Annotated in this window: 12 protein-coding genes; 10 read left to right on the forward strand and 2 right to left on the reverse strand. The window is 63.7% G+C overall.

The window, feature by feature from the left end:
- Positions 1–18: 18 nt before the first annotated feature.
- Both ICI42_RS20290 and ICI42_RS20295 read left to right on the forward strand, forming a co-directional pair.
- Positions 19–618: a dimethylsulfoniopropionate lyase gene (locus ICI42_RS20290; RefSeq protein WP_188166428.1), complete on the forward strand. Its 600-nt coding sequence runs from the start codon at positions 19–21 to the stop codon at positions 616–618.
- A gap of 95 nt (positions 619–713) precedes the next feature.
- Positions 714–1,391 carry a DUF2161 domain-containing phosphodiesterase gene (locus ICI42_RS20295; RefSeq protein ID WP_188166429.1) on the forward strand — a complete coding sequence of 226 codons (678 nt, stop codon included), beginning with the start codon at positions 714–716 and terminating at the stop codon, positions 1,389–1,391.
- Positions 1,392–1,427: 36 nt separating this feature from the next.
- Here ICI42_RS20295 and ICI42_RS20300 read toward each other — a convergent pair whose 3' ends face one another.
- Entirely contained in the window at positions 1,428–1,904 is a 477-nt protein-coding gene (locus tag ICI42_RS20300; protein ID WP_230980466.1) for a group II truncated hemoglobin, read from the reverse strand.
- 58 nt (positions 1,905–1,962) lie between these two features.
- On the opposite strand from ICI42_RS20300, the gene ICI42_RS20305 reads away from it, so the two are divergent.
- The 4 genes from ICI42_RS20305 (at position 1,963) to ICI42_RS20320 (ending at position 7,251) form a co-directional block, all read left to right on the forward strand.
- Complete coding sequence (locus tag ICI42_RS20305; protein ID WP_188166431.1) at positions 1,963–2,319, forward strand: winged helix-turn-helix transcriptional regulator; 357 nt, start codon at positions 1,963–1,965, stop codon at positions 2,317–2,319.
- Positions 2,320–2,532: 213 nt separating this feature from the next.
- Positions 2,533–4,908 (forward strand): xanthine dehydrogenase family protein molybdopterin-binding subunit, encoded by a 2,376-nt coding sequence (locus ICI42_RS20310; protein ID WP_188166432.1) that lies wholly within the window; start codon positions 2,533–2,535, stop codon positions 4,906–4,908.
- An 8-nt stretch (positions 4,909–4,916) separates the two neighbouring features.
- A complete protein-coding gene (locus tag ICI42_RS20315; RefSeq protein ID WP_330999211.1) occupies positions 4,917–5,633 on the forward strand; it encodes an enoyl-CoA hydratase/isomerase family protein in 717 nt (238 codons plus the stop codon).
- Positions 5,634–5,712: 79 nt separating this feature from the next.
- The gene (locus tag ICI42_RS20320) at positions 5,713–7,251 is read left to right on the forward strand and encodes a tannase/feruloyl esterase family alpha/beta hydrolase (RefSeq protein ID WP_188166434.1); all 1,539 of its coding nucleotides are present in this window, start codon (positions 5,713–5,715) and stop codon (positions 7,249–7,251) included.
- Between the two features lie 25 nt (positions 7,252–7,276).
- Here the strand turns inward: ICI42_RS20320 and ICI42_RS20325 are convergent, their stop codons facing one another.
- The gene (locus ICI42_RS20325) at positions 7,277–8,188 is read right to left on the reverse strand and encodes an acyl-CoA thioesterase (RefSeq protein WP_188166435.1); all 912 of its coding nucleotides are present in this window, start codon (positions 8,186–8,188) and stop codon (positions 7,277–7,279) included.
- A gap of 143 nt (positions 8,189–8,331) precedes the next feature.
- On the opposite strand from ICI42_RS20325, the gene ICI42_RS20330 reads away from it, so the two are divergent.
- Genes ICI42_RS20330 through ICI42_RS20345 form a run of 4 tightly spaced genes read left to right on the forward strand, consistent with a single transcriptional unit; the run spans position 8,332 to position 14,405 of the window.
- Positions 8,332–9,798 (forward strand): NAD-dependent succinate-semialdehyde dehydrogenase, encoded by a 1,467-nt coding sequence (locus tag ICI42_RS20330; protein ID WP_230980468.1) that lies wholly within the window; start codon positions 8,332–8,334, stop codon positions 9,796–9,798.
- A 28-nt stretch (positions 9,799–9,826) separates the two neighbouring features.
- The gene (locus tag ICI42_RS20335; RefSeq protein WP_188166436.1) at positions 9,827–11,524 is read left to right on the forward strand and encodes a thiamine pyrophosphate-requiring protein; all 1,698 of its coding nucleotides are present in this window, start codon (positions 9,827–9,829) and stop codon (positions 11,522–11,524) included.
- Complete coding sequence (locus ICI42_RS20340; RefSeq protein ID WP_188166437.1) at positions 11,524–12,759, forward strand: alpha-hydroxy acid oxidase; 1,236 nt, start codon at positions 11,524–11,526, stop codon at positions 12,757–12,759. The genes ICI42_RS20335 and ICI42_RS20340 overlap by 1 nt, the downstream gene beginning before the upstream one ends.
- Positions 12,756–14,405 carry a thiamine pyrophosphate-requiring protein gene (locus ICI42_RS20345; RefSeq protein WP_188166438.1) on the forward strand — a complete coding sequence of 550 codons (1,650 nt, stop codon included), beginning with the start codon at positions 12,756–12,758 and terminating at the stop codon, positions 14,403–14,405. The genes ICI42_RS20340 and ICI42_RS20345 overlap by 4 nt, the downstream gene beginning before the upstream one ends.
- Positions 14,406–14,407 lie beyond the last annotated feature (2 nt).

The following is a 14,407-nucleotide window of genomic DNA, read 5'->3' on the forward strand; positions in this document are numbered from 1 at the left end:
GGATCGGGAGGCAGTGACATGGCAGCGCGCAGAGAGGATTTGCAGTCGTTTCTGGAAGCGGCATCGATTGCCTTCCGACAGTTCGCCACCGCGCCGTCATCGCAAACATCCCTGCAACATATCTTTGCCGCTCTTGAAAAACCTTGCGCGCAACGTGGCGGAGCCGGGAGCCGCCTGCCGGTTTGCGAGGTGCTTGACTCGGCGTTTTGGGTCGACATCCATCATGATACGCTGCGGAAGCTGATGGATCGTTTCAAGGCGCTGGAGCCGATACTTGAATGGCGGACGCGGACGAAGAACGATGGAACCGCGAGCGCGAATTTCGCAGAGGGGCACGCAAACGCGATAGTCGTCGGTCCAGGAGGCCTGGAGTCGCGCGAAGATGTGTGGCTCGGCGTCAGCCTTCTGGCACCGAACGTCCGTTATCCCGACCACGATCATGCCCCCGAGGAAGTGTATCTCGTGCTGTCGCAAGGCGAATTCCGGCAAGGCGACGGCGAGTGGTTTTCTCCCGGTATCGGCGGTTCGTTCTACAATGCGCCGGGCATCAAGCACGCGATGCGTTCGCTCGACACGCCGCTCCTGGCTTTTTGGGCTCTACGGGTGGATGCGGCTTGAGAGAAGGCGGCCATTCGTTCCAAAAAACAGCTTTTTCAACGTCAGGACTCAGGTAAGCCAGCGAGAACGCAGTTTGCATCGCGCCCGGAGTGCCTATGTCGGAGAGTGACTTCTATCTTCCCCTGAAAGCCTTCATGGAGACTCTCGGCTATTCTGTGAAAGGCGAGGTCAACGGATGCGATCTGCTGGCGCTCAGGGAAGGCGAGCCGCCCGTCTTGGTCGTCTGCGAGATGAAGTTGAGCTTCAATCTCGAACTCATCCTTCAGGGCGTGGACCGGGCACCCGCCTGCGATGAGGTCTGGCTGGCCGCGGCGCTTTCGAAATCCGGCAGGGGAAGAGAGCAGGACGCCCGCTATCGCAACCTTTGCCGGCGGCTCGGGTTCGGTCTGCTGGGCGTCGCAACCGATGGCTCTGTTCATGTGATCGTCGCCCCTTTCGCCGCCACCCCGCGCCGTGAACCGCGTCGGCGGTCCCGATTGGTGGAGGAGCATCGTCGCCGTATAGGCGATCCAAACAAGGGCGGCGGCAACCGCAAGCCGATCATGACGGTCTACAGGCAGGATTGTATCGCCTGCGCCACCGCGATGCTGTCCGGCCCGCAGACACCGAAGCAATTGAAGGCCATTGTCGATAGGGCGCCAGCGATCCTGAGACGGAATGTCTATGGCTGGTTCGTACGTGAGGGCAGAGGGCTCTACGGGCTGTCACAACTCGGCAGGTCCGCGGTCGAGTCAAGCGGCGTCGATGCCGAGCCTGGTTCAGCGGCGGCATAGTTCCAACGGATGGTTAGCTGCTCCTGACGGTTAGCGTTAGCTGCCCGGCTTGCCAGGAGAGTAAGGCCCCTTGGTTTCTCCCCAACCCCATCGGGGCATCGGTGCATTCTCCCAAACGGTTGCACCCGACTGGGAATTCATGACTGCGAGCCGCGACCCCCATTCGAGATAGCCGACCAGCGACGATGCGAATTCCGGATCGGCCGGCAAGCCGAGGTCGGTATAGCTATCCATCAGCAGGTTGATCCACCGCCGGCGCATGGGTTCGCTCAGGTGCTTGTTGAGATGATGGCGTATCATCGCGGGGTGACCGCCATGTTCCTGCGAATACAGTGCCGGACCGCCCATGACCTCGGCCAGGAACAGGGCGACGTGGCGGGGATGCTCGTCGTTCATTCCGGCAAACACCGGGCCGAGCAGCTCATCGGCGCGGACGCGGCGGTAGAACTCCTGCGTCAGGCGGTTGAGTGCGTCGATGCCGCCTAGCCAGTCGTAAAGCGTTGGTGTGCTCATGCTGACCTCCATTCCGGCAATATGATAGGAGGTAGAAAGTCCCGCAAGGAGTTACCCGATGGTGAGTACCCCGGTGCCCGATCCCAAGATGCTCGACTGTCCAGCTCTGGTCACGATCCAACTGGTGTCGGGCAAATGGAAAACCCGGGTCCTCTGGCATTTGCGGCAGGGTGGTGCCGGTTTCGGCGATCTGAGGCGGGCAATGCCGGGCATCTCGGCTAAGGTCTTGACCGAGCATCTGGATGCGCTCGTCGCCGATGGCCTTCTTGCCCGCACGGAAAGCCTTGAAGGCAAGGTCCTTCACACCCGCTATCGCTTTTCCGACTATGGGTTCACCCTCATTCCGGTTCTGGACGCGTTGGGCAGTTGGGGCTTGAATCACGCGGAGCGTGCGGCCGGGCATCGGTTTCCTTAAAATTGAAGCGGGAGCGAGGCGCGGCGTGGCGTCGAGCGTAGCTGCCAACAGCCCACGAGTTCCATTCCCACCAGAACAAACACTCCATTCGACAATATCATATTGAATATGCCAATAATGAATTATAAGTCTCCCTGATATAGGCCTTGATGCTGGCCACGGAAGTTGCCGTGTCGGCTGTCGAAGGCGACTCCGAGGGAGGAGGACGATCGGATGAAGGGAATTGGCGACGACGTCCGGCGCAGGGAAGATGATCGCCTCGTACGGGGTGCCGGCAGCTTCGCCGACGACCTGACCTTCGAGCGGACCGCCTATGCCGTGTTCGCGCGATCGCCCCACGCCCATGCGCGGATCGTCAAGCTCGACGTGTCCGCCGCACGAGTCTTTCCCGGCGTGCTCGCCGTGCTGACGGGAGAGGATGTCATTGCGGCGGGTGTCGGGCCGATGCCGCACAGCATCGGTTCATCCAAGGCCGGCGCGGATGTACCGCTGGCCAATGCCGACGGCTCGGAGCGCGCGCAGACGCCGCATCATGTTCTGCCTCGCGACAGGCTGCGCTTCGTCGGCGAGGCCTACGCGGCGGTGATCGCCGAAAGCGTCGACATTGCAAAGGATGCTGTCGATCTGATCGAGGTTGAATGGGATGACCTCGGCGCGGTCACGCGCGCAACGCAGGCGACCGGCCCGGACGCACCTCTCCTATGGGATCATGTGTGCGACAACATTGCGCTCGAAGCGGTGATCGGCGACCCGGAGGCGACGGATATTGCATTCGCCGGTGCCGTCCACCGCGTGGCTTTCACCAGCCATGTGCAGCGTGTCACCGGTGTTCATATGGAGCCGCGCAGCGCCGCCGCACGCCATGACCCCGCCACCGGCCGTTTCACGCTTCATGCCTCGATGGGCATCGGTGTGGTGATGATGCGCGACCAGATCGCCGCGACGCTCGGGATCGACCCGGCGCTGGTGCGGGTCATTGCACCGCCCGATGTCGGCGGAAATTTCGGCACGCGCAACGCGCTATATCCGGAATTTGTCGTGCTGGCGCTCGCCGCCCGGCAGGTCGGCCGTCCGGTAAAGCATGTCGCCGAGCGCACCGAAGCCTTCCTGTCCGACTATCAGGGCCGCGACCTTGAGATCGAAGCCGAGCTGGCGCTGGACGAGGAGGGCAATTTCCTGGCGTTCCGCTCGACCAATACGGCCAATGTCGGCGCCTATGCCGTATCCTATGTGCCGCTCAACAAGGGCGCACAACTGATGACCAGCCTTTATCGCGTTCCAGTCGCGTCAGTCATGGCGCGCGCGGCCTTGACCAATACGCCGCCGACTATTCCCTATCGCAGCGCTGGTCGGCCCGAGGCGATGTATGCCATCGAGCGGATGATCGACCTAGCGGCCCGCGAGTGCGGATTTGACCGGATCGAACTCCGCCGCCGCAATATGATTGCGCCGGAGCAGCAGCCATACCGCAACCCGTTCGGCGTGACCTACGACAACGGCGCTTACGAAACGGTGATGCAGCGCGCGCTCGACCTTGCCGACTGGGACGGGTTCGAGGAACGCCGTGCCGAGGCGCGGTCACGCGGTCGTTGCCGTGGCATCGGCTTTGGCAACTACATTGAAGGCACCAGCGGCGTGCCGCGCGAACGCGCCGAAATACTCATCGACGGAACGGCGGAAACAATCGATGTCATCGTCGGCACGCAAAACACCGGCCAGGGCCATGAGACCGCGTTCTCGCAGCTGGTCGGCGCCATGCTCGGCGTTTCCCACGAAGCCGTCAGAATCAGAACCGGCGACACCGACTTCGTGACAGCCGGCGGAGGCTCGCATTCCGGGCGCTCGCTGCGCTTCGCCTCGATCGTGTTCCAGCAGGCATCGGATGCGATCATCCTTCGGGGTCGGGCGGTTCTCGCCGATCTGTCCGGCCGGCCGCTCGAAGAGATCGACTTCACCGACGGCCTCTTTCGCGTCACCGGCACGAACCGCGTCGCCACCCTGTTCGAACTGGCGCGCCATGGCGAGGACGACAGCCTTCTGCCTGAGGCGCTGCGCGGGCCGTTCCGCGCGGTCGCCGATCTCATCACCCCCGGCCTCGCATTCCCATATGGCGCGGCCGTCTGCGAGATCGAGATCGATCCAGAGACCGGCGAATGGGACATCCAGCGCTACACCTCCGTCGACGATGTCGGCCGCGCGCTCAACCCTATGATCGTGCACGGCCAGACGCATGGCGGCATCGTTCAGGGTGCGGGCCAGGCGCTGCTGGAGTGGTCGCGCTTCGATGACGACAGCGGCCAGGCGTTGTCGGCGAGCATGATGGATTATGCGTTGGCGCGCGCCAGCGACTTTCCGAGTTTCGTGACCGATGTGAGCGAGGTGCCGTCGATAAACCATCCGATGGGTTTCAGGCCAGGCGGCGAAGGCGGCACGACCCCGGCGCTTGGCGTCACCATCAATGCCGTCGTCGATGCGCTCGCCCATCTCGACGTCCGTCATGTCGAGATGCCGGCGACGCCGATGCGCATCTGGCAGGCAATACAGGACGCACAGGGAAGTCTGAAAGACAACGGAGGAACAGGCCAGTGACCGAAGAGGTGAGTATCAGCCAGAGGGATGATCATGTCCTTGAGATAGAGTTGAATCGTCCTGAACAAGGCAACGCCCTGACCCCGGTCATGGCGGATGCAATCACGGCGGGGCTGCGTGTCCTCGATCCCGAAACGCGCGTGGTGTTGATCAAGGCTGCGGGCGCTGATTTCTGCACTGGACGCAGCGCGGCGATGCCGGCTGCTGGGACGCGAGCTACGGCGCTCGACTTGCGGCGGCGGATCTCGGACCCCGTGCTCGATTTCTACCAGACGCTCCGGGAGATGCCGGTGCCCTTCGTAACCCAGGTGCGCGGGAGCGCCAACGGCGTCGGTTGCGCGATTGCGGCTCTCGCGGATGTCGCAGTGGCAGCCGACACGGCGCGCTTCCAGGTGCCTGAGATGAACCACGACATCGCGCCGACGCTGGTGATGAACGCATTGGCCGACCGCATCCCGCGAGCCGCCTTGGCCCGTCTGGTGCTGACCCGCGACGCCGTGGACGCGGCGGAGGCCAAAACGCTCGGCCTGATCGGAGTGGTCGTCGCGGACGAAGCACTGGGAGCCGAGACCGAGCGGATCGTCGGCCAATTGGCGATGAACTCGGTCGCCACCGTCCGTGCGGTAAAGGCCTTCCTGTCCACGGCGCCCGAGACATCTTTCGCCGCCCGCAAGGAACTCGCGGCGTTGATGAACAGCGTCGCGACCGCCGAGCGTTTTCGCTGATCGGAATTCCCGAGAGGGGGAGCATAGGTCGCGGTGGTATGGGATTGGAACTGACCAAATCCAAAGGGGAGGAGAGATGATGCAAACGAAACGTACGACCATCGCCTTGGGACTGGCATGGGCCTTGGCAGCGGGGAGCTCGCAAGCGGCCCAGGCTGCCGAATGCGCCGGACTCATGCAGCCTGGTCTTGTCGCCGACACAGTCGTCAGTGCTGCTCGGGATGTGGCGGCCGCCGACGGGTTGCCCGCCTATTGCGAAGTCGAGGCGACGAATTCGTCCGCGCCCGGTTCCAAGATCGTCACGATGACGAGGCTTCCGATGGATTGGAACGGCAAGCTTCTGGCGGCGGGCGGCGGTGGGTTCGCGGGCGATACCAAGCTGGAGACGGTGGCTCCGGCGCTGAAGCGGGGCTATGCGACGATCGGCACGAATATGGGCCATGCTGGAACGGAATCGCTCGGCATGGAGTGGATGATCACCGAGAAGGGCAAGCTGAACGAAGTCGTCCTTGCCGATTTCGGCGAGCGCGCGGCACATGTGTCCGCAATCGTCGGTAAGGAACTGATCAAGGCGTATTACGGGCGACCGCAAACGCAGGCTTATTGGCAGGGCTGTTCTACGGGCGGACGCCAAGGCATGACGGAGTCGCAGCGTCATCCCGAAGATTTTGATGGCATCATCGCCGGAGCGCCGGTGTTCAGCTGGGTGCTCTATTCGCAGTCGATCCAGCGGGCGCAGTTTTTCCGCAACACGCCGGGGGCGCTCATCACAAAGGAGCAGGTGCCGCTGATCCGCGATGCGGTCGTCACCGCCTGCGACGGCCTCGACGGCGTAAAAGATGGCTATCTCACCAACCCGCTAGCCTGTTCGTGGGACCCTGCGGAGATCGAGTGCAAGGAAGGTCAGGCGGCTGGTGCGCAGTGCCTGTCAAAAGAGCAGGCAGGAGCAGTCCGTAAGCTCTACGCCGGCTATGTCACGCCCGACGGGCTGACCGTGTCGGATCCGACAATGCGCGGCGGCGAAGGCGACTGGACAATGCGTTTCGTCGGCATCCCGCCATTGCCCAAGGGGCTGAACGTGCATTTCGGCGGTGTAGCCACGGCATATCTCTACAAACTTGATCCTGAGTGGGATCCGCTCAGCTTCGACCCTGACACGGAGATGGCCGAATTGCTCAGGACCAAGGCGACGCAGCATATGATCCCGGACAATCCGGACATCTCGCCTTTCGTCAAGCGCGGCGGCAAGATGCTTTTGTGGCACGGCTTCAACGATTCCGGCCCGAGTGCGCTGCAGACCTTGCATTATTACAAGCAGATGGAGGCCGTCGTTGCGCCGCAGATCGATACGCCGGTGACGGATAGCGTGCGCTACTTCCTCGCGCCCGGCGTCGGTCATTGCGGTGGCGGTGCTGGACCGGACCGGTTCGATATGCTGACGGCGCTGGAGAATTGGGTCGAGAAGGGCGAGGCGCCAGAACGCATCATCGCTTCGAAGAAGGACAGTGAAATGACGCGGCCGCTGTGTCCTTATCCGACCATTGCGACCTACAAGGGGTCGGGCAACACCGACGATGCGGCCAATTTCGACTGCGCGCCGATGAACCCGGCCGAATAGCCGATGCAAGAGCTTTTGCGCCCGGTCAGGCGAGCATCAGAGGGCGGAGCGCGTCGGTTGCGGTCTGTGTGATGCCGACGATCTTGCGTCGGTCGAGATCGAAGACGACAGCGACCGATTCCATGTAGCCCCAGACTTGTCCGTCGACCGGATCGACCATCCAGTGTTCAACCGATAGGGTCTTCGTATCCGCGCCGGTGAAGGCGGAGCGGACTTCGAAGCAATCGCCGATGCGGGGCTGGCCGAGATGGACGATGCGGAACTCGAGCACCGCTCCGCCGAACCGTTGCGGCACGGCTTCAGCATGCTGCGCGACGAGCGCACGCAACGGCGCCATCAAGCCGCGGATGCCATCTGCGACGGTGCCTATGAATTTTTGCGGGAGCATGCGCCCGAAGGCATCGCAGTCGGCCATGCCAACGGAGCCAAGGGCGATCCGCCTGTGGGAGGCAAGCGCCGAGATGCCATCGAAGGACGGAGCGGGGCCGGCTTTCACGCTGCGCGGGCGCGCCTCGGGGGGTACTTTCATGAGGAGATCGGCGGCCTTCCGTGAAAAGTCGGCCGGCCAGGCGATGGCGTCGCCGGATGGCGTGCATGCATGCAATGCGACGCGCAAGGTGGCTGCAACGGCGCCATCGGCATCATGCCGCAACAGGGCCACGATCTCCGCATCGTGTCCGCCGAGTCTGGAGAACCCTGCCACCAGATAAAGAGGCGCCGCTGCCTGGGCCTCGCGATGGAAGCGGATATGCATCTCGTCGACCTCGGCGGTGACGGTCGCGCCTGATGCGAAACAGCCCGGTAGGCCGGCGAGCGCGAACAGAACGGAGATGCCTTCCATACAGCGCGCGACATAGAAGCGCGTGTTCATGTGGCCCATCTCGTCGCATTCCCAGGAATTGACGCCGCCCCGCCACACCTCCGTGCCGTCATTCATCCCCTGAGCCTCCAGATCGCATTCAATGATGGTTGATGAATATCAGGCATCCTGATATCATTCAATCGCGTGATCCACCCTTGACAAGTATCAGGTTCCCTGATGATACGGTCAGGCCTGCATCGGATCGAGGAGGACGACTGATGAACGCCCTATCCATGACCCCAGCCGCGCCGGGCGACTATGTTTCGCCGACACTTCTCATCGACGGCGATTGGATCGAAGCATCCGAGCGCGAGACTCAGCCGGTGGTCAACCCCGCCACAGGCCGCGCCATTGGCGTCGTACCGCATGCCACCACAGCCGATCTCGACCGCGCCTTGGCGGCCGCCGAACGGGCATTCGCGTCTTGGCGACATGTCAATCCACGCGAGCGTGGCAAGATCCTCAAGAAGGCTGCCGAGCTGATGCGTGAGCGCCAGGAGGACATCGCCCGCCTGGCCACCTTGGAAATGGGCAAACCGCTGGCAGAAGCTCGGCTCGAGACGCATTTCGCCTGCGAGGAAATGGAATGGTTCGCCGAGGAAGGCCGCCGCAGCTATGGCCGTGTCATTCCCGGCCGCCTGCACGACACGCGCTTCACCGTGGTGCGCGAACCGGTAGGCCCCGCTGCCGGTTTTTCCGCCTGGAATTTCCCGATCGGCAACGCCGCGCGGAAGATGGGTTCGGCGCTCGCCGCAGGCTGCACCATGGTCTACAAACCGGGTGAGGAAGCCCCTGCCTCGGCGCTTGCGGTGGCTCGCTGTCTGGTCGACGCTGGCGTACCGGCCGGCGCAATCGCTGTCGTGTTCGGTGTGCCGGACACGATCTCGCGCCATCTGCTGGCCTCGCCGATCATTCGCAAGGTCTCCTTCACCGGCTCGGTGGCGGTCGGCAAGCATCTGATCAAGCTCGCCGCGGACGGGCTCAGGCGCACGACGATGGAGCTTGGTGGCCACGCGCCGGTCCTGGTCTTCGACGACGCCGATATCGCCAACGCGCTCGATATGGGCGTGCTGCGCAAATTCCGGAATTCCGGCCAGGTTTGCGTCTCTCCGACACGCTTCTATGTGCAGGAAGCATCTTACAAGCACTTCTGCGAGGGCTTCGCCGAGCGGGCGGGCAAAATTCAGGTCGGCGACGGGCTGGACGCAAGCACCCAGATGGGGCCGCTCGTCCATAATCGACGGCGCGACGCGGTGGAAGCGCTGGTGCAGGACGCGGTTGCCAAGGGGGCGAAGCTGTTGAGCGGGGGAAGGCGCATCGGAAACGACGGCAGCTTCTTTGAGCCAACGGTGCTTGCGGATGTGCCCGGCGATGCGCGGATCATGAGCGAAGAGCCGTTCGGTCCTGTCGCCGTGCTCAATCCGTTCACCGACCTGGACGACGCTGTTCGTAAGGCCAACAGCCTGCCTTACGGTCTGGCGGCCTATGCCTTTACCTCATCTGCCGCAAATATTGTCCGGCTGGGCGACGCCATCGAGGCGGGCATGGTCGGCATCAACTCGTTTAACATCTCCATGCCCGAAACGCCGTTTGGCGGCGTCAAGGAGAGCGGTCACGGGTCCGAGGTCGGCATGGAAGGTATAGACGCCTTCCTCGTCACCAAGACGCTGAGCGTCACCGTCTAGGACGGCTCAAACAAGGGAGGCCGATGCCATGAAGCACATCCGTCCAGAAGGCGCATTTGCCGCGGAGGCCGTGCTCGGCCGCATGAAGGCAGCCGGCATCGACGTTCTGCTGGCCAATGGCGGCACTGATTTCCCATCGATCATCGAGGCTTATGCGCGCTCACCGGAAAGCGGCATTGCGATGCCCGAACCTCTGGTGATCCCGCATGAAGGCGTCGCTGTGGGCATGGCGCATGGCTATTATCTTGCAACCGGCAAGCCGGCTGCCGTGATGGTGCATGTCAATGTGGGCCTGGCCAATTCGGTCATGGGGCTGATCAACGCAGCGTCTGAAAACGTACCGATCCTGATGTGCTCCGGACGCACTCCGTTGACCGAGAGCGGGCGCTTCGGCAGCCGGTCGAGCCCGATCCATTGGGGCCAGGAGATGCGCGACCAGGCCGGGATGGTGCGTGAGATCGTCAAATGGGACTACGAGCTGCGTTATGCCGACCAGGCGGGGCCGGCGATCGACCGCGCGATCAGCATCGCGATGAGCGAGCCGCGCGGTCCGGTCTATGTCAGCCTGCCGCGCGAGGCTCTTGCCGAGGCCTCCGCAGCGCCGGCTTCCCAGCCCAATCTTGCACCGACGACCTATGGCCCGCCGGCCGGCGATCTGGTGGCACGCGCGGCTGATGTGCTGGCCCAGGCGCACAACCCCGTCATCATCACGCAAAGCGGCGAGGTTAGTGACGGCTTCGAGCCGCTGGCCGGGTTCGCCGAACGCTTTGCCCTGCCGGTTGTCGAATTTTGGGCGACGCGCCAGTCGCTCCCGACAAGCCACCCGATGCATGTCGGCCGTGAGCCGACGGCGTGGGTCCGCGACGCCGATGTGATCGTCGTTGCAAGTGCAATGGTCCCGTGGATCGCCGACCACGTCCAGCCTTCGGACACCTGCACGATCATTGCCGTGGGCCCAGAGCCGCTGTATCGCGCTCTGCCCATGCGCAGCTTCCGCATCGACATTTCGCTGGCGGGCGGACTGAACGCAGGCATTGCCGCGTTGGATACGGCCATGCGCGAGCGCGCGCCCGCAGCCGAGGATTTCGCCCACCGCCGCGCCCGCATTGCCGCCTTTCGCGCCGAGGCCGATGCCGCATTGCAGAAGCGGCTGTCGACGGGGAACGGCGCGCCGATGTCGCCTGGCTATGTCAGCAAATGCCTGTCCGATGCGGCCGACCAGAACACTGTGTTTTTCAACGAGCTCGGCGTTGATCCGAGCGCCATGCAGTTCGATGCGCCGGGCAGCTACTTTTCGACACCACTCTCCGGCGGTTTGGGTTGGGGCCTGACGGCTGCGCTCGGCGCGCAGCTTGGCAATCGCGCCAAGCAGGTCGTCGCCACGATCGGCGACGGATCCTATATGTTCGCCAACCCCGTGGCCTGCCACCAGACGGCGGCAGCGCTCAAGCTTCCGCTGCTCACCGTCGTTTTCAACAACGGGATCTGGAACGCGGTGCGCCGCTCGACGCTCTATATGTATCCGGACGGCAAGGCGGCGGCAGCCAACGTGATGCCGATCACGGCACTCGACCCATCGCCGGATTATGCCGCGATTGCGCGGGCGCATGGCGCGCATGCGGAACGGGTCGACGACGGCGCAGCACTCCCCGCCGCGATCCAGAGAGCGCTGGCCGAAACCCGGTCGGGCCGGCAGGCTCTGCTGGAAGTCATCGTGGGATATTAGTGGACCCCGTCTCACACCAGACCCCTGAGGAGGCAAGGCTGGCGCAACGGCTCCCGCTGCTTCGGCGGAAGTTTCCGACTGTCGAGGATCTGGAGAAGAGCGCGGCGCGGCGGATACCGCGATTTGCCTTCCAGTTTCTCCAGGGCGGAGCGGGCGACGAAAGCGGTTTGTCGCGCAACCGTTCGGCATTGAAGGGCATCGAGATCGTGCCGCGCTATGGGCGGGATGTTCGGGATGTCGACTCCTCGGTGGAGTTGTTCGGCCATCGCTACGCTGCCCCGATCGGTATCTCGCCGATCGGCATGGACGGGCTGATGTGGCCTGGCGCGACGGAACTGTTCGCGCGTGCGGCGCAGAGGATGAACATTCCTTATCTCGTCGGCACGCTGGCGACGGCCCGCATCGAGGACGTCGCGCGCTGGGCGGCTGACGTTACCTGGTTTCAGCTCTATCCGATTGCAGCCGACGAGCACCGCGTGAGTTTCGATCTAGCAGCGCGCGCGCAGAACGCGGGCGCCAAGGTGCTGGTGGCAACACTGGATGTGCCCGTCCGTTCGAAGCGGCCTCGCGATCTGCGCAACGGTTTCGCCATGCCGTTTCGGCTCGGCTACCGTAACATGCTGGATGTCGCCGCGTCGCCGCACTGGCTCCGGGCCCTGGCGAAGCGGGGCAAGCCAAGCTTCGCCAATATGGAGGCCTATGCCGGAGGGCGCGATCCTGCTGCGTTTGTGGCCGGCCATGTCGGCGGTGGCTTCGGCTGGGACGTTCTGGTCCGGCTGCGCGAGACATGGCGCGGGCCGATGCTTGTCAAGGGCGTGCTGCACCCGGCAGATGCGGAGACGGCGCGCTCTCTCGGCTTTGACGGCGTCATCGTTTCCAACCATGGCGGCCGCCAGTTCGACGCCGCGCCAGCGTCGATCGACATGCTGCCGGCCATCGCCGCGGCTGTTGGTCGCGATATGACGGTGATCCTCGACAGCGGCGTGACCTCAGGCGTCGACATGATGCGGGCGCTCGCCTGCGGCGCGCAATCCTGCTTTTCCGCACGTGCGTTCATGTTGGCGCTCGCGGCCATCGGCGATGACGGCGCCCGCCACATGGCGGCGAGCTTCATCGACGAATTCACCATTGCACTGGGCCAGTCCGGACTGCGCTCGACCGCCGAGGCCCGCAAGGCGCCCGTAAGACATCCGACGGCCTGGACGTGGAAAGCCAAAGAAGGAGATTCTGCATGAAACTCGGTGCAGCGATTGCCGAAATCCTCAAGCGCGAGGGCGTTGAGCTTATCTGCGGCTATCCCGTCAACCATGTGCTGGAGCGGGCTGCGGAAGCCGATATCCGCCCCGTCATCGTGCGGCAGGAGCGCACCGGCATCCACATGGCCGATGCGATCTCGCGGCTGTCCTCCGGCCGCAAGATCGGCGTTTTCGCCATGCAGCTCGGCCCCGGCACCGAGAACGCCTATGGCGGTGTCGCGCAGGCCTATTCGGAATCGGTGCCGCTGCTGGTTCTTCCGATGGGATACGAACGTCGGCTTGCCCATATCGCGCCAAACTACAACGCCACCGTTTCGATGGCCACGATCACCAAGTCGGCCGAGCCGATTACATCGGCCGACGAGGTGCCGAACGTTTTTCGACGCGCCTTCAGCCGGCTGCGCAACGGTCGCGGCGGTCCGGTCTTGATCGAGATCCCCAATGACATGTGGCAACACGAGGTACCGGAGCCGCTTGACTATCGGCCGGTGCTGACAACCCGCTATGGACCCGATCCGGCAACTGTAGCGGCTGCCGTCGATCTGCTCGTAGCTGCGAAGCGTCCGGTACTTTATGCCGGGCAGGGCGTACACTATGCCCGTGCCTGGCCGCAGTTGAAGGCGCTGGCCGAGCGTCTGGCGATACCCGTTTCCACCAGCCTCGAAGGCAAGAGTGCATTTCCCGAGACGCATGCCCTGTCCATTGGGGCAGGCGGTGCCGCGATCTCGAAAACGCTGCGCCACTTTCTCGATACCTCGGACCTGATCTTCGGCATCGGTTGCTCTTTCACCGAAACCCCCTTCGGGGTGCAGATGCCCCTCGGCAAGACCATGATCCACGCCACGCTCGATCCGGATCATGTAAACAAGGACATCGAGGCCAAGGTGGCGCTTATCGGCGATGCCGGCCTGACGCTCGACGCCGTGCTGGCGGAACTCGACGCACGCGGCACGCCCGGCCGGGACGCGGCGGAGATTTCTGCGGAGATCGCCGAAGTCCAGGCGGCTTGGCTTGCCGAATGGATGCCGAAACTGACATCGCAGGACGCACCGCTTTCACCGTATCGGGTGTTGTGGGATTTGCAGCACACGGTCGACGTAGCGAACACGATCATTACGCATGACGCCGGCAGCCCGCGCGACCAGCTTTCGCCGTTCTGGAAGACGGTCGAGCCGCTGACCTATATCGGCTGGGGGAAAACGACCCAGCTCGGTTATGGGCTCGGCCTCGCCATGGGCGCAAAGCTTGCCCATCCCGACAAGCTCTGCATCAATGTTTGGGGCGATGCGGCCATCGGCTTTACCGGCATGGACTTTGAGACCGCCGTGCGCGAGCGGATCCCGATTCTGTCGATCCTGCTGAACAATTTCTCCATGGCAATGGAGTTGCCGATCATGCCGGTCTCGACCGAGAAATACCGTTCGACGGACATTTCCGGTGACTATGCCGCCTTCGCGCGCGCCATGGGAGCCTATGGCGAGCGGGTGACCCAGCCGGAGGAAATCGTACCCGCGATCCTGCGCGGTATCGAGAAAACGGAGGCCGGCATTCCGGTCCTGCTGGAGTTCATCACCTCCAAGGAAATCCAGCGCTCGCGCTATCACCGCGCAGCCGCAGGGGCGTGACC

It is taken from the genome of Oryzicola mucosus (assembly GCF_014534685.1).
GTDB classification, from domain to species: Bacteria; Pseudomonadota; Alphaproteobacteria; order Rhizobiales; family Rhizobiaceae; genus Oryzicola; species Oryzicola mucosus.